Raw genomic sequence first — 15824 nt, forward strand, 5'->3', positions numbered from 1 at the left:
CGTCTGCCAAGCTGCGGTAACATCTGTGTTGGAGTACATCGTACGTTGAGAGCTCGTCGATGGAGCGCCGTCTCGCTGCCGTCCTGATCGCGGATGTCGTCGGTTACAGCCGCCTGAGCCGGCTGGACGAGGAAGGGACGCGCCTGCGATTCCAGTCGGACCTTTCCAACATCCTGGTGCCGCTTTTTATCGAGCATCACGGGCGTCTGGTGAAGACGATGGGCGACGGGCTGCTCGTCGAGTTCCGCAGCGTCGTCGATGCGACGCAGTGCGCAATCGAAATCCAGAGGCGCAAGGCGGCAGAAGCCGACAAGGGGCCAGGTGGCGAGAGGCTGGATTTCCGCATCGGCATCAATCTCGGCGATATCATCGTCGAGGGCGACGACATCCATGGTGATGGCGTCAACATCGCCGACCGGGTGCAGGGATTGGCCGAGCCTGGCGGCATCGCGATATCCGGCACGGCCTATGACCAGGTCAGCTCGAAGCTGAAGGCCGGTTTCGTGTCGCTCGGGCAGCAGCCGGTCAAGGGGCTCGGCGATCCGATCCGGGTCTACCGCGTGCTCCTGGACCCGGAAGCCGCGGGCAGGACGGTTGTTGAGAAAAACCGGCGAAAGACTGCCTGGTTAAAGGGGCTGATGGTCGGGCTTGCGGCCATCGCAATTTCAGCTGCGCTCGCCTGGTGGCAGCCGTGGACATGGATCGGGCAGGACGGCCCGGCGCAGCGTTTCGCCTATCCCCTGCCGGACCAGCCTTCCGTCGCGGTGCTGCCCTTCATCAATGTCAGCGGCGACAGCGACCACGCCCACTTGGCCGAGGGACTGACTGACGATCTCATCACCGAATTGTCCAAAGTGTCCGGCCTCTTCGTCATCGCCCGGCACTCGGTGTTTGCGCTCAAAGGGAGCGCCACCAAGATCCAGGACGTGGCCGCCGAACTCGGCGTGCATTATGTGCTGGAGGGCACGCTGCAGCGGGCCGACCAGCGGCTGCGCATCAACGTCAAGCTCTTCGACGCGGTGAGCGGGTTGTCGCTCTGGGCGGAGCGCTACGACCGCCAATATGCCGATCTCTTCGCCGTTCAGGATGACGTCATCGGCAAGATCATTGCCGCGCTTGAGGTCAAGCTCAGCGAGGGCGAGCGCGACCGGTTGGCACGGATCCCCACCGATAATCTCGAAGCCTATGACAACTACATGCGCGCTGAGCAGCAGGGCCTTATCTGGCGCGATGTCGAGACCAATCGTCAGACACTCGCCTTTTACCAGCGGGCGATCGATCTCGATCCCGATTTCGCCGATGCTCATGCCGGCATAGCCCGCATCGCGGTCGACGTCTGGCGCAACGACTACAACTATCTCTGGTCGGCGGCCGTGGCACGCAAGATCGCCTATGATGCGGCCGGGCAGGCGTTGAAACTCGACGCCAACAATGCGCGCGCCCACACGGTGCTGGCGCTGCTGCAGCTCGTCGATGGACGCGCTTCGGAGGCAAAGGAATCGGCGCTTAGGGCTGTCTCGATGCAGCCCAACGATGCCGAGGCGCTCGCCAATCTGGCGCTGATCCTTGCCCAGACCGGGGAGCACGAGCAGGCCTTAGACGATATCGAACGGGCACTCAGGCTCGATCCGTCGCCCTCATCGAGCCTGCAGCTTCTGGCGGGCATCGTCTACTACACGGCGCGCCGCCTCGAAAAGGCGATCCCATTGATCGAAGCGGCGCGCGAGACGCTGCCGAAGGCGGAAGCCGTGAAGGAGTATCTCGCCTCGGCCTATGCCCAGCGCGGCGATCAGCAGAGCGCAGCGGCAGTAGCCGCGGAACTGCTAAAACTCTTTCCGGACACCAACCTGACCTATTATAGCTATCTCTATGACTACTGGCGCGAAGAGGACCTCTATCGTCACCTTTTCGGCCTGCGTGTCGCTGGCATTCCGGAATGGCCCTTCGGCTTTGTTGGTGCTGCCAGCGACCGGCTTGGCCCGGCGGAACTCAAGCAACTGACCGATGACAAGACCTGGGTTGGCGTGCACAAGAACGGCACGAGCTTCGCGCAGTTCTTCGACAAGGACGGAAACACCGCCTACCGCACCAGCAATACGAACATCACCGGCCGCATCGAGGTGAAGGGCAACCAGCTCTGCGAGAAGTATGACGGATATTTCCTCGACCGCATGGTTTGTGGCTACGTCTACCGCAACACGGCAAAGGGCGAGCGCACGGCGGACTACATCAACGTCACGCCGCAGGCTCTGAAGTTCTTCTCGATCGAGCGGTGATCGCGATCATCGTCCGAGCGATAAGCCACTCAGGGCGAAGGCTTCGTCCAGTTGATCGACGCCTTCTCGGTGAGCAGCGTCTGCTCGACCTCGGACCAGTGCTTGCGCGAATCGACCACCTTGTTCGGGTTCTTGACAAGGCCGTCAGCAGCGCCCGGATCGTAGCTGAGATACAGCTTGTCCTCGATGATGCGCCAGGCCTTGGGATCGATGTTGGTCGTCACCGTGCCGAAGGAGACGCCGTCGGCGCAGTAGCCGCCATATTGCGGCGCATAGCGAGTGGGTTCCTTGATGAACTGGTCACGGTGCTCGGCGCTTGCGAACTGCCAGGTGGCGCCGAGCCAGCGATAGCTGAATTCGGGCGATCCTTCGACCGCCTTGTTCTCTGTAAAGTAGGCGACCGGATCATAACCCTTGATCGCCACGTCGCCGAAGTAGCCGGTGTTGACAGGTTCTCCCGCTAACCCCGGGCTGGCGAATGCGAACAGCACTGCCGTCGCCGTGATTGCGCCCGTTATCGGATATCGAGACATGCTATGTCCTCCGTTTCCGGATGTGCTTGTTATTGTCGTTTGGTGCATTCGCCGTAGAGCCAGTCGCCGACGAGGTCGGCCTTCTGGCAGGTGGCTCCAGCCTTCAGCAACAGCTCGGCGGCCGGCCAGTGGGAGCGCCACCCCGCTTGCGTCAGCGGGGTGTAGCCGTTGCGTTCCTTGGCCTCGATGTCGGCCTTGTTGGTCAGCAGGTAAGCCACGATCTCGGCGTGGCCCTCTTCGGCAGCCGCATGCAGCGGCGACATCTTGTAGAAGTTGGCGACGTCGTTGACGGCAGCACCCTTGGCGACGAGCAGTTTGACGGTTTCGAGATTGCCGCCATAGGCGGCGGCGTGCAATGCCGTCAGGCCGCCCTTGTTGCGGATCTCGATGTCGCCGCCGCGCTCGATGAGGAGCGCGACAACCTCGGTGCGCCCCTTCAGAGCGGCAATCAACAGCGCCGGCTCCCCGGCCGCATCGGGCTCGGTTATGTCGGTTCCCTGGTCGAGCAACTGTTTGACGCGTTCCGTGTCGCCGTCCCGCGCCGCGTCATGCAAGGGACCGGCCACGGCCGCCGCGGCAAAGGACGCCACCGCGACGAATGCCGCCAGGATAGATTTCATCGCGCAACCTCCGCCCCAGCTTCGGTCTTGCCCAATTGGAAACAGCGAAAATACCACAGGGCGACCGGTGGAAACAGGCGTTACCGTTGCCTGATCCATACTCCTTTTGGGTGGCTGCGATGATGAATGCCTATCAGGCGGCGACCTGCATCAGGTCGAGCATGCGGTCGATCGCGCTCGGAATGGGCGCGATGATCGGCGTTGGGAACAGCGGCTGGAGCTGTTCGGCCGCCTGGCCGAGCGGGCCGCCACCGATGATGACGGCCTCGGCGCCATCCAATTCAACACACTGACGGACGGCGTCGCCGAGGGCTTCCAGCAGGCGCTCGGGGTTGGCGGAGAGCGCGAGCGGGTCGCCTGACGTGCAGCGGATGCCGGTATACCGGTCCCAGACGCCGAGATCGCGGGCGCGGTCGTCGATCGCCTGGATCAATTCCGGCGTCGTGGTGGCGACGCCGAACTTGCGGCCGCCCTGCGAGGCCTCGATCATCGAGGCCTCGCAGATGCCGATCACGGGGATCGCGAGACGGCGTTTGAGGGCGGCAAGGCCGGGATCGCCGAAGGCACTGACGACAATACCGAGGCATCCAGCCTCATGCCTTTCGCCAATCTCGACGACCTCGGCAGCGGCCGCATCCAACTGCTCGGGCGTCACGATCATCGGCGGGTTCCGCATGGCCGTGGCGACTGCCACGGCCATGCGTCCTGATGCAGCCCGGCGTGCGATGGAGACCATCATGTCGCTGGTGGCAAGCGAGCTGTTCGGGTTAATCAGAAGGATATGTGCACTCACGTTCTCAGTTCCGCGCCGACTTTGATTTCAGAAGTGTCAGCCTTTGCGAGGTCGGCATCGGCAGGCTGGGTCAGGTCTTCCATCGACATGCCATAGGTCTCGGGCCCGAGCTGGATGCAGAAGGCGAAGACCGCATACATGCCGGCGGCGAGACCGAAGACCCCGACCATGCCGTAGACGTCGAAGAGCGCGCCGGCGATGGTTGGGATGAAGGAGCCCGCGGCCGAGCCGGTTGCCAGGATCAGCGCCACGCCGAAGGCGCGGATGCGGGTCGGGAAGAGTTCGGGCGCATAGATCCAGATCGAAGTGTTGAGCAAGAGCACGAAGAACTGGAAGATCGCGCCGAACATCAGCACCAGATAGATGTTGGTGCCGAGATAGGCGATCGAGACCGCCGCAAGGCAGGCGAAGACGGCACCCAGGGTCAGCACCCTCTTGCGCGGGAAGTAATAGCCGAACATCGAGGCGGCGATAGCACCGAGCACACTGCCGCTCTGGATGATCATGCTGTAGAGCAGGCTTCCCTGGAGCGTGTAGCCCATGGACACGAAGATGATCGGCATCAGGGTGAGCACCGAGAGCTGGGCGCCGTAGCTCATCAGGATGGCGATGGCGACCGGGACGGTGCGGCCGATGAAGGGCGCGCGGAAGAGTTCCTTCCAGTCGCTCTTGGCCGGTTCTTGGTCCTTGAGGTGGTCCTTGGTCAGATATTCCTGGACCATGAGGTTGCGCGGGCGCAGCGACCCGGAGGCGAGGATCGAAAGCACCTTATTGGCCTCGTCGATCTTGCCCTGTGATGCCAGGAAACGCGGTGTTTCCGGCACGAAACGGCGATAGAAGACGACAAGCAGGGCCGGCAGAGCAAGCGAGGCGAAAAGCCAGCGCCAGCTGTTTTCACCCGGGAAGAGGGTGAAGATCATCAGGCCGAAGGCAGGTGCCAGGAAGTTGCCGAAACCGCCAGCACCGACATTGACGAGGCCGGCTGCCGTGCCGCGGAATTTTGGCGAGCAGAATTCCGACAGCATCGTGACCGCCGTGGAGATCTCGCCGCCGACCCCGAAGCCGACGATGGCGCGGGCAAAGCAGAGGGTGGCGAAGTTCGGCGCCATGGCGCAGGCGGCCGAACCGATGGTGAAAAGCAGGAGGTTGATGGTCAGCATCACGCGGCGGCCGTAGCGGTCGCCAAGGATACCGGAGAGCAGGCGGCCGATGGCGGCGCTGCCGAAGGTGATGGTGTTGAGGAAGCCGATGTCGGTGCCGGTGAGCCCCCAATGTTCCTTCAGGATCGGGCCGGCGACGCCGATGGTGTTCTGCTCGAAGCTGTCGAACAGGCAGCCGATGAGCACGAGGGCGAGGATCTGCTTGTGGGCGCCGGTGACGCCAATTTTGGTGAAGGCTGATTCCAACTGTCTGATGACCGGCGATGACCTGCCGGACGGCACCATATTTTCCGCTGCCATGGTTCGTTCCCCTTTATGGCTTAACAACGTGAAAATGTGAAAACTCAGTTTCATGAAATCTACATCATGAAACTGAGGTTTCATAGAAGATTCTGTGATGCACTGCGAAAGGAAGGAGCCCTTCGCTGCATAAAATTCGTGGAATGCAGGTTTCGTGCCATCTCAAGAGAAACCACAGTTTCTCTTTTGCAGTCAGCGGCTTGGAGGCTGGCTGTCGTGTCGCAAGCGAACGAAACTGAGATTTCTTATGTGCAAAAAATAATCTGGCGTTTCAGGCCGCTGCCCAATCTACGCTCACAATTCCTCGAGCGCATCGTTGATGGCTTCGATGCCACGCAGCCGATTTCGACCGGCAGTGCCGGCGATTTCGATGCATCGTGTCGTCAAGAGATGGCAGAGCGCCATGACCGAGACGTGGTTGAAGAGGGGGCCTGGCGCCAGTGTCTGGCAGCGGAAATGCCATTCCGCCTGGTTGAGGAAGGGCACGCCCTCGTCGGTGATGTAGAGCAGCCGCGCGCCGGATTTTTCCAGCTGTCCGAGAATCGGCTCCATGAGGGAGACGCGCCGGCGCAGCCCGAAGAGGATCACGACATCGTCGCGGCCGATGCTGACCAGATGTTCGCCGAGCGTCTGGCCGCCGCCGGGGATGGCGGCGATGTGCTCGACCACCTGGGTCATCTGCCATTGCAGATAGGTGGCGAAGGAATGACTGGCGCGAAAGCCGATGACCCAGACCTTGCGGGCGCCGAGAATGGCGTTTGCCGCCGCCGTCACCTGGGTCTCGGAGATGGCGAGAAAGGTCGCCTCGATGTTGGCCACGCCTTGCGCCACATGTGAGGAGAGCGACTGTTCGCCGCCGCTGTCGGTGGCAGTCGCAAGGAACAGCCGCGAGCCCGTCTGCTTGTCGGCGCGAGCATGACGGCGCGCCTCCTCGTAGTTGTCGTAGCCCAAGCGCTGGATGAAGCGGGAGACGGTCGCCTTCGACACATGCGCCAGCGCCGCCAGCTCCTGGGCCGAGTAGCTCGCGACCTCGCCGGGAAAATCGCAAAGGAAATCCCCCAGCCGCCGCTCGGCCGGATGCAGCTCCGGCAGCACCTGGCGGACGCGCGTGAGGAAGGAGCGTTCTTTGGGGCTCATGTCGATTCCATGAAACTGTCGTTTCACGGCAATCTCTGATTTTCGAGAGGATATTGCAAGCGAGGCGGGCGGGTGCCGCCTCGCTTTCAACTGGGAACGGGGGAAGGTCCTACAGCGCCGCGCGTCTTATCAGACGCGCGAAGGTCGCTGTAGCACTTTGATTTGCTGCATGTCTTCGTCCTTAAATCGAGGTCGATTTAAGGAGACATGCAGTAGCCCCGCCGTCAGTACTTCGACGGCACGTAGAGTTCTGGCGGCAGCACCTTGCGCTCGTAATCCGGGTTGAAGACGCGTTCCGGCAGCGAGATTTCCTCGTGCGGCACCTCCTCGTAGGGGAACTGCGTCAGAAGATGATCGATGCAGTTGAGCCGGGCACGCTTCTTGTCGTTTCCTTCGACGATATGCCAGGGCGCTTCCGGAATGTTGGTGCGGGCGAAGGTCTCTTCCTTGGCCTTGGTATAGCCCTCCCAGCGCACCCGCGATTGCAGGTCCATGGGCGAAAGCTTCCACTGCTTCAGCGGATCATGGATGCGCACAAGGAAGCGCATCTGCTGTTCTTCATCGGTGATCGAGAACCAGTACTTGACCAGCCGAATGCCCGAACGCACCAGCATGCGCTCGAATTCAGGAACGTCGTTGAAGAATTGCCCGACCTGATCTTCGGTGGCAAAGCCCATGACCCGCTCGACGCCGGAGCGGTTGTACCAGGAGCGGTCGAAGAGCACGATCTCGCCGCCGGCCGGCAAATGCGGCACGTAGCGCTGGAAATACCATTGCGTCTTTTCGCGGTCGGAGGGTGCCGGCAGCGCGACGACGCGCACGACACGCGGATTGAGCCTCTGGGTGATGCGCTTGATGACGCCGCCCTTGCCGGCGGAGTCACGTCCCTCGAAGATCACCACCACTTTTTCCTTGTGGTAGACCACCCAGTCCTGCAGCTTGATCAGCTCCGACTGCAGCTTCAGCAGCGCGCGGAAGTAATCGATGCGCGGGATCGTCGGCGGGTGGCTCTTGCGATAGATCTTGCGGATCTCTTCAGAGAGCGCCGGTTCTGAAAGCTCGAGTTCGTAGTCTTCGTCGAGCGTGTCGGCCAGTTCCGCTTCCAGCCAGTCCTGCGTCTCGATCTCGTCGTTCGACCTGTTCATCTGACCCTCCGATACGATGTGTCCACCGACAGCTTTGCAAATTCTATCGTTAGTCGGCTTATTTCACAGACGCATGAAAGGAATTTGACGCCGGGCGCTTCTGCGCCCCTGATCGTCCCTATCCCTTCATATACCAGCCCCAGGGTTCGTCGGTGTCGAAGCTGGTGATCTGCTTGGTCTCGAGATAGTTCGAAAGGCCCCAGCGGCCGAGTTCGCGGCCGATGCCCGATTGCTTGTAGCCGCCCCAGGGAGCCTCGGGGAAGGTGGGCTGCGAGCAGTTGATCCAGACGATACCGGCGCGAAAAGCCCGGGCGACGCGTTCGCAACGCTCGCGGTCAGCCGACATGACAGCCGCCGCGAGACCGAAGCGGCTGTCATTGGCCATGCGGATCGCGTCCGCCTCTTCGCGGAACGGCTTGACGCAGACGACTGGGCCGAAGATCTCCTCGCGCCAGACGAAGCTGTCTTCGCGCATGTCGGTCAGCACGGTCGGCTCGAGGAAGTAACCGCTGTTGAGGCCGGCCGGGCGGCCACCGCCTGCAGCGACCGTGGCCCCGTCCTGCCGGGCGCGATCGATGGCGCCGACAACCTTGTCATATTGGCCGCGGGAGACGATCGGCCCGAGCAGCGTGCCGTCCTCCAAGCCATTGCCGATCTTGATCTTCGCGGCCTCTTCGCAAAGACGGCTGACGACGGTCTCGTAAATCTTCTCCTCGACCAGCACCCGCGAGGTTGCCGAACAAACCTGGCCCTGGTTCCAGAAGATGCCGAACATGATCCATTCGACGGCCTTGTCGATGTCGCTGTCGGCAAAGACGACGAAGGGCGACTTGCCGCCGAGTTCGAGGCTGACATTCTTGATGTCCTGAGCGCCGGCCATCATCACCTTGCGGCCGGTCACGACAGAGCCGGTGAAGGCGAGCTTGTCGATCAGCGGATGCTCGGTGAGCGGCTGGCCGGCATCCTGGCCGGTGCCGGTGAGGATATTGAGCACGCCGGGCGGCAGCCCGACTTCCTCGGCAATGACGCCAAGCTCAAGCGCCGTCAGCGGCGTCAGTTCCGAGGGTTTGAGCACGATGGTGCAGCCGGCGGCAAGCGCCGGTGCTACCTTCCAGGAGACCATCAGCAGCGGATAGTTCCAGGGGGTGATGGCACCGACCACGCCGAGCGGCTCGCGCACGGCGCGTGCGGTGAAGCGGCTGTCGCCGACGGGGATCGTCTCCTCCGGATCGGCGTCCAGTTCCTCGGCGAGGCCGGCATAGAAGCGGAAGCAACCGGCGGCGTCGTCGATGTCCCAGAGCGCCTCAGGCAGCGGCTTGCCGTTGTCGGCGACTTCGAGCCGCGCCAGCGAGTGGCGCTTCTCTTCGATCTTCGCCGCGATCGCCCGGAGATAGACGGCACGCTCAGTGCCTGACAGTTTCGGCCAGGAACCGCTGTCGAAGGCGATGCGGGCGGCCTTTGCGGCCCTGTCCACGTCTTCATAGGTCGCGGCCGGCGCCCGGTGGATGACCTCTTCCGTTGCCGGGTCGACCACGTCGAGCGTGCCGCCGCGCCGCGGTTTTTCCCATTTGCCGCCAATGAACAGCCGATCCTGCATGCCATAACCCCTTTTTAGCCCGGAGCAAGTATGGCCAGACTATGCGAAGCGCGCCAGTCGCAAGTTACGGCTGGCGTTGATCTTTTTGGTTCGGAGACGTCGCTCAGCGGTCGGTAAGCCGCCCGCGCCATGCTTTGAGGCTACCCGCTATCGCGTTGCGTTGGCCAATGCCGGAACAACATTGGCGATCTGTGTAATCACCATGCCGCCGACGATGAAGAGCAGGCCGGTCAGTCGCGCCGCATTGACCGGCTTTGCGGGGAAACCCATCAGGCCGAAGTGATCGATCAGCAGGGAGACCGCCATCTGGCCGGCGATGACGGCGACGATGAAGCTTGCCGCGCCGAGCTTCGGCGCAAGGAGGAGAGCAGCGGTCATATAGATCACGCCGGCGGCGCCGCCGATCCAGATCCACCACGGACCCTTGAATGCCGCCGCAAGGCTGGGCAACGGCGCCCGCAACGCGATCAGCATCGGCAGGATGAGCGCGAGACTGACACCGAGCGAGACGGTGGTCGCCCAGAGCGGATGGCCGAGGAGGCGGCCAAGGTTGGCATTGGCGCCGGCCTGGAGGGGGACGACGGCGCCGGCGAAGATCGCCGCGGCAAGCATGAGGAGGGAGGAGAGAGTGGGCATTGTTTTTTCCTTCTTGATTGCCTCATCCTCTCGTATCGATGTCAGGAATGGAAATTCAAATTTCGTACGTGTTACATTCGCCCCATGAATAATCTCGGTGGAATCGACCTGAACTTGCTGGTGGTGCTCGATGCGCTGCTAGCGGAACGCCACGTGTCGCGTGCGGCCCTGCGGCTGAACAAGAGCCAGCCGGCGGTCAGTCATGCGCTGGCGCGCTTGCGAGCTCTTTTCGACGATCCCTTGCTGGTGCGCCATGGCGGACAGCTTGAACCGACGGTGCGGGCGCTGGAGATCGCGCCACAGCTTGCCGAGGCCCTGGCGCACATGCGCCAGCTCATGGGCTCTCAGCCGTTCGATCCGGCAATGGAGCGCCATATCTTTCGGCTCGCGATGTCCGACTACGCCGCCCTCGTTCTGCTGCCGCGCTTGATGGCGGTGCTGCGCCGGCAAGCGCCGTACGTCGATCTCATCGTCAGCCAGGCGAGCCGCGAAGTGATGATGTCGCAAGTTGTCGACGGCGAGATCGATCTGGCGCTCGGGGTGTTTCCGACGCTGGCCGAGGATCTGAGGACATCGCTCCTGTTTAAGGAACACTTCGCCTGCCTGGCAGATGGCGCGAGCCTTGGTGGCGAAAAGGCGATGGATTTGACGGCCTATCTGGAGCGGCCGCATATTCTCGTTTCGCTGCGCGGCGACACCGGCAACGAGATCGACCTGGCGCTGGCGGCCGCGGGGCACAAACGCCGCATCGTGCTGGCGCTGCCCCATTGGAGTGCTGCGCCCGGCCTGGTTCTCGGCACGGACATGGTGCTTACGGTGGCACGCCGCATCCTGCCGCGTGATGCTGAGGCCGGGTCACTGACCGTCTTCGATCCGCCCTTCGCCATCCCGTCTTTTTCGTTCCGCCAGATCTGGCATCGGCGGCGCGACGGCGATCCCGCCCACCGCTGGCTCCGGGATCTGATCACCCACATTCTCGCGCCATCGGAGTCGGTTCCGGCCATCGTTTGATCGTGGGAAAATGTGATCCTGAAAATGAAAAGGCCCGGTGCGGCGATGCCGACCGGGCCTTTCTCATAGACTCTGTTTCGCGTCAGTCGTGGCTGACGCCCTGGATCGCCGAAACCTGCCATTCCGCGCCCGGCTTGCGGACGAAGGTCCAGAGCTCGACCGCTTCGGTCAGCTTGTCCGGATCACCGCTGATGACCTTGCCCGTGGCGCGGTCTCGCATCACGTCGATGCTTTCGTAATGCATGGCAACGGTCGCGTAGTCGGTCCCGTTTTCGGACCAGGCCTCGGCCACGTCGCCCTGGACAAGGTGCACGTCGCGCACATCGTTCTTGACGCCGCTCGTCGCGTTGTCGCTCAGCTCTTCGGCGAGGTAGGACATGGCTTCCGGCGTCGTCAGGCGACGCAACGTGCCGTAGTCTTCAGCGGCGTAGGCCGCCTGCACGTCCTTCAGCATCTTTTCGAACTGTTCGAGGTCGGCCTGCTGGACGCCGATTTCGTCAGCCGGGCCGTCGGTGACGGGGGCCGGTGCAGGTGCTGCCGTCGGGCGCGCGTTCGCCTGACCGCCGGCCTGGGCGCCACCGATGCTCGGAATCTTGAACGACGGCATGCCGTTCGGCTGAGCCGACGACCGCTCGGACGGGCCCGCATAGGCCGTCTGCTGGCGGTTGCGGCCGAAGAAGCGCATGGCAAGCATGATCAGACCGCCGATGAGGAGCATCTGCACGATCAGGCCGAGGAAACCGGCCGCACCGCCGAAGCCGCCGCCCATCAGCATGCCGATCAGGCCGCCGACCATGAGGCCGCCGAGCAGCGAGCCGCCAAAGCCGCTGAAGAAGCCCGGACGGGCGTTCGGCTGGGTAGCGTTCGGGCGCGTCTGGCCGGCCGCCGGATTGGTGGCGGTGGGGCCGGCGTCCTGGCGCGGCGTCATCGAGCGGTCGATCGGTGCCGCGTTGGTCGGCGCCGTGCGGGTAACGGGCGGCTGCGAGAAGGTGCGGGTGCCGCGGCTACCGAAACCGCCACCCGAACGCCGCGCTTCGGCGACGTCTACAACTGTCAACGCGACGGTCAAGCCAATCGCCATCATTGCCAGAGCTCGTCCAAGACGCCCAAATCGCTGCATTGCCATCACAACCCCTATTCTTGCTTGGGCTCAAAACTGAGCCATCAGGGCCTGATATAGGGGTTCAAGGCCCGTGATTTAAGCGTTTCGCCTCGTATTTCGGCCAGTTTACCGTTATCCGCTGCCGCTCTCCGGGCCGAATCCGGCGTCGAATCAGCACCTTCGATCACATTGGATGTCGCATTCGTTGACGCAAAACCACCCCGCATTTTCGCTAGCGATTGGCTGCCAGGATCATGGCGGCGGCCTTTTCGGCGATCATGATCGTCGGCGAATTGGTGTTGCCCGAGGTGATCGTCGGCATGATCGAGGCGTCGGCGATGCGCAACCCCTTGAGGCCGCGAAGGCGCAGTTCGGGATCGACAACGCTTTCAGCGTCAGCGCCCATGCGGCAGGTCCCGACCGGATGAAAGATCGTCGTGCCGATATCGCCGGCGGCGCGCTTCAGGTCGTCCTCCGTCTCGTAGGATGGCCCCGGTTTGAACTCGACCGGGTTGAAGCGGGCGAAGGAGGGCTGTTTGACGATCTGCCGCGTCAGGCGGATGGCGCTGACGGCGACGTTGCGATCGGCCTCTGCGGTCAGGTAGCGCGGCCGGATGTCCGGTGCCACGGCGAAGTCCGGGCCTTTGAGGTGCACCGAGCCGCGGCTTTCCGGGCGCAGATTGCAAACGCTGGCGGTGATCGCCGGGAAAGAATGAACAGGTTCGCCGAACTTGTCGAGCGAGACCGGCTGCACGTGATATTGCAGGTCGGGCGTTTCCTTCTCCGGGCCGGACCGGGTGAAGATCCCGAGCTGGCTTGGTGCCATCGCCATCGGCCCGGAGCGTTTCAGCAGATATTCCAGCCCGATCGACGCCTTGCCGAAGAGTGAATTGGCCTTTTCGTTGAGCGTCGGCACGCCCGTCACCTTGTAGGCCATGCGCAGCTGCAGATGATCCTGCAAGTTCTCGCCGACGTTCGCGCGTTCGTGGCGGACCTCGATGCCGTTGGCCTGAAGCACGTCGCCGCGGCCGATGCCGGAGAGCTCAAGGATCTGCGGCGAGCCGATCGCGCCGGCGGAAAGCACGGTCTCGCGGGCTGCGCGGGCGCGTTTGACCGTGCCATCATGCTGGAACTCGACACCGGCGACGCGGTCGCCTTCGATGATCAGCTTGCGCACATGCGCCTTGGTCAGAACCGTCAGGTTGCCGCGCTTCTGCGCCGGGCGCAGGAACGCCTTCGCCGTGTTCCAGCGGATGCCGGAGCGCTGGTTGACGTCGAAATAGCCGGAGCCTTCGTTGCTGCCGCGGTTGAAATCCGGCGTTTCGGGAATGCCGGCTTCGGTGGCGGCTTTCTGGAACGCGTCGAGCACGTCCCAGCGCACGCGGGCCCTTTCCACCCGCCATTCGCCGCCAGCGCCGTGCATGTCGTTGGCACCCTTATAGTGGTCCTCCGACTTCTTGAAGAGCGGCAGCACGTCGTCCCAGCCCCAGCCGGTGCAGCCGAGCTGGCGCCAATGGTCGTAGTCGCGCGCCTGGCCGCGCATGTAGATCATGCCGTTGATCGAGGAGCAGCCGCCAAGCACCTTGCCGCGGGGATAGCCGAGGGAACGGCCGTTGAGGCCCTCTTGGGCGGCCGTCGTAAAGCACCAGTCGGTGCGCGGATTGTTGATGCAGTAGAGATAGCCGACCGGAATGTGGATCCAGTGGTAGTTGTCGCGGCCGCCGGCCTCGAGCAGCAGCACGCGATGCCCTAGGTTTTCGGAAAGGCGATTGGCAAGCACGCAGCCGGCGCTACCCGCCCCGACGACGATATAGTCGAACGTGTCCATTGGGTTCTCTTGGTGTTCGGGAACCGCCGCGAAACGGGCGCGTAGGAATGTACGCGGGCTCCTCTGCGCGGATGGCGGTGCCGTTTCGTTCTGTTCATAATTGGCCAGACATGCTCCTCAGATGTCGGCTCCGGCGACTACAATCCGGAAAAAACCGCTTGGATGCAAGCGGCCTGGACCGTAAATTGCGAAACAGGATCTGTTCATTTTCGAACAGATGAGGGTGGCGATGAATCCGAATTTCACCTGGGACGATCTGCAGTTCTTTCTCGCGGTTGCCCGTACCGGACAACTGTCGACGGCGGCCCGACGCTTGAGGACCAGCCATGCCACGGTCTCGCGTCGCATCGATCGGCTGGAGTTCGCGCTCAAGGTCAAGCTGTTCGAGCGCAATCCGCGCGGCTACGTGTTGACCGGCATGGGCCAGCGCTTCATCGAAACCGCCGAGCGGATCGAGCGCGAGACCGAACAATTGCAGCTCGACATCAATGATGGCCTGACGGCGCAGCGCGGCGTCGTCAGGTTGAGCACGCTCGAAGGCTTCGGCAATTTCTTCCTGGCCGATCGGTTGGCGGATTTTGCCGAAAACTATCCGAACGTCTCGCTGGAACTGGTGGCGATCCAGCAGATCATGTCGCTATCGCGCAAGGAAGCGGATATCCAGGTGGCGCTGACGGCGCCGAAGGCCGGACCTTACCAGTCCGAGGTGCTGACGCCCTATACGCTGCATGTCTATGGCGCGCGCAGCTATCTCTCGAAACATCCGCCAATCACCGGACGCAACGACCTCGCCGCGCACCGCTTCGTCGGGTATATCGAAGACATGATCTTTGCGCCGGGTCTCGATTATCTGGGAGAACTCCAGCCGGGCCTGCATGCGCATTTCCAGAGTTCGAGCATCCTGACGCAGCTAAAGGCTGTGCGGCAGGGGCTGGGACTATGCGTGTTGCCTTACTTCATAGCGCAGCAGGAAGAAGACCTGGAGATCGTCCTGCCTGAGGAGATTGAGCTCAAGCGCACCTATTGGCTGGTTTGCCACCGGGATCTGGTCGCGGTGCCGCGGGTAAGGGCGGTGCGCGAATTCCTGATGCAGATCGTTCGGGAACACCGGGCGGATTTCACCCGGGAAACTGCGCCGCCGATGACGGGCATGCGGCGCATATCGCGATCGTAATCCGTGTCGGGTGATGCCGGGATGGGTCTCTTCGTGGCCACGGGGTGATTTGCGCCGCAAACGCCCGTGTTTTCGCTCCTCGAAATCGACAGAGTTTATCAACAGTCGAAAAACATATTTAGATTCAATAGCTTGTTCTTTTTTGAAGTTTTTTTGAAGATCGCTGTTGACGTGTTGGAGGTGTGGGGTCTATAAGCCCGATCACTGACGAGGGCGGCGGCGCTGCTGGCGACGACGACCTTCGCTCTAGAGTTTCCCTGGTTGGCTGAGGCTGATTTTGGGGTCTGAGGCGAGAGTTTCGGGCTTGTTGGAAACGGTTTGACGGACGGTGAGTTCGTCGGTTTTTTGACAATTGAATATAGAGAAAGAGAAACGTGGGCGGCGGAGCTCGTGAGGAACTCGAAAGGGTTCTTTCGGAAAGAGACTTTGGCGGTCACGTTTTAACAAGAGACTACACCTATTTTCTCAACGATGGTTTTCGGATTGTTGTTGATTGAAGAAGGGTGTGAGTT

Annotated in this window: 13 protein-coding genes; 3 read left to right on the top strand and 10 right to left on the bottom strand. The window is 62.5% G+C overall.

Translation table 11 applies throughout. The features are described 5' to 3' along the window. Positions 1–59 precede the first annotated feature (59 nt). Positions 60–2276 (top strand): adenylate/guanylate cyclase domain-containing protein, encoded by a 2217-nt coding sequence (locus tag BLU35_RS12120; RefSeq protein WP_093233162.1) that lies wholly within the window; start codon positions 60–62, stop codon positions 2274–2276. 29 nt (positions 2277–2305) lie between these two features. On the opposite strand, the gene BLU35_RS12125 is transcribed toward BLU35_RS12120, so the two are convergent. The 8 genes from BLU35_RS12125 to BLU35_RS12160 all read right to left on the bottom strand — a co-directional run bounded on the left by BLU35_RS12125 (position 2306) and on the right by BLU35_RS12160 (position 10197). Further along, positions 2306–2809, bottom strand: a complete 504-nt coding sequence (locus tag BLU35_RS12125) for a YHS domain-containing (seleno)protein (protein WP_093233163.1) — start codon at positions 2807–2809, stop codon at positions 2306–2308. Positions 2810–2838: 29 nt separating this feature from the next. Further along, positions 2839–3429, bottom strand: coding sequence for an ankyrin repeat domain-containing protein (locus tag BLU35_RS12130; protein WP_093233164.1), 591 nt, complete (start codon positions 3427–3429; stop codon positions 2839–2841). A gap of 133 nt (positions 3430–3562) precedes the next feature. Further along, the gene (locus tag BLU35_RS12135) at positions 3563–4222 is read right to left on the bottom strand and encodes an aspartate/glutamate racemase family protein (protein WP_093233165.1); all 660 of its coding nucleotides are present in this window, start codon (positions 4220–4222) and stop codon (positions 3563–3565) included. Continuing rightward, on the bottom strand, positions 4219–5682 hold the full coding sequence (locus tag BLU35_RS12140; RefSeq protein ID WP_176907219.1) for an MFS transporter: 1464 nt from the start codon (positions 5680–5682) through the stop codon (positions 4219–4221). Before BLU35_RS12140 ends, BLU35_RS12135 begins: the two co-directional genes overlap by 4 nt. A gap of 294 nt (positions 5683–5976) precedes the next feature. Further along, complete coding sequence (locus tag BLU35_RS12145; RefSeq protein ID WP_057255074.1) at positions 5977–6819, bottom strand: MurR/RpiR family transcriptional regulator; 843 nt, start codon at positions 6817–6819, stop codon at positions 5977–5979. A 224-nt stretch (positions 6820–7043) separates the two neighbouring features. Continuing rightward, positions 7044–7964 carry a polyphosphate kinase 2 gene (ppk2, locus tag BLU35_RS12150; RefSeq protein ID WP_058325622.1) on the bottom strand — a complete coding sequence of 307 codons (921 nt, stop codon included), beginning with the start codon at positions 7962–7964 and terminating at the stop codon, positions 7044–7046. Between the two features lie 118 nt (positions 7965–8082). Continuing rightward, entirely contained in the window at positions 8083–9561 is a 1479-nt protein-coding gene (locus BLU35_RS12155; protein ID WP_093233167.1) for an aldehyde dehydrogenase family protein, read from the bottom strand. Between the two features lie 147 nt (positions 9562–9708). Then, entirely contained in the window at positions 9709–10197 is a 489-nt protein-coding gene (locus tag BLU35_RS12160) for a DMT family transporter (protein ID WP_058325621.1), read from the bottom strand. A gap of 84 nt (positions 10198–10281) precedes the next feature. On the opposite strand from BLU35_RS12160, the gene BLU35_RS12165 reads away from it, so the two are divergent. After that, positions 10282–11208, top strand: coding sequence for a LysR family transcriptional regulator (locus BLU35_RS12165; protein WP_058325620.1), 927 nt, complete (start codon positions 10282–10284; stop codon positions 11206–11208). Positions 11209–11290: 82 nt separating this feature from the next. Here BLU35_RS12165 and BLU35_RS12170 read toward each other — a convergent pair whose 3' ends face one another. Together BLU35_RS12170 and BLU35_RS12175 are read right to left on the bottom strand one after the other, a co-directional pair. Beyond that, complete coding sequence (locus BLU35_RS12170; RefSeq protein WP_093233183.1) at positions 11291–12328, bottom strand: Tim44 domain-containing protein; 1038 nt, start codon at positions 12326–12328, stop codon at positions 11291–11293. Positions 12329–12542: 214 nt separating this feature from the next. After that, entirely contained in the window at positions 12543–14138 is a 1596-nt protein-coding gene (locus tag BLU35_RS12175) for a GMC family oxidoreductase (protein WP_093233168.1), read from the bottom strand. A 229-nt stretch (positions 14139–14367) separates the two neighbouring features. Here BLU35_RS12175 and BLU35_RS12180 point away from each other — a divergent pair, with 229 nt between their 5' ends. Beyond that, the gene (locus tag BLU35_RS12180; RefSeq protein WP_093233169.1) at positions 14368–15312 is read left to right on the top strand and encodes a LysR family transcriptional regulator; all 945 of its coding nucleotides are present in this window, start codon (positions 14368–14370) and stop codon (positions 15310–15312) included. The last annotated feature ends 512 nt before the right edge of the window (positions 15313–15824 follow it).

The organism is Sinorhizobium sp. NFACC03 (assembly GCF_900103435.1).
Taxonomy (GTDB): domain Bacteria; phylum Pseudomonadota; class Alphaproteobacteria; order Rhizobiales; family Rhizobiaceae; genus Ensifer.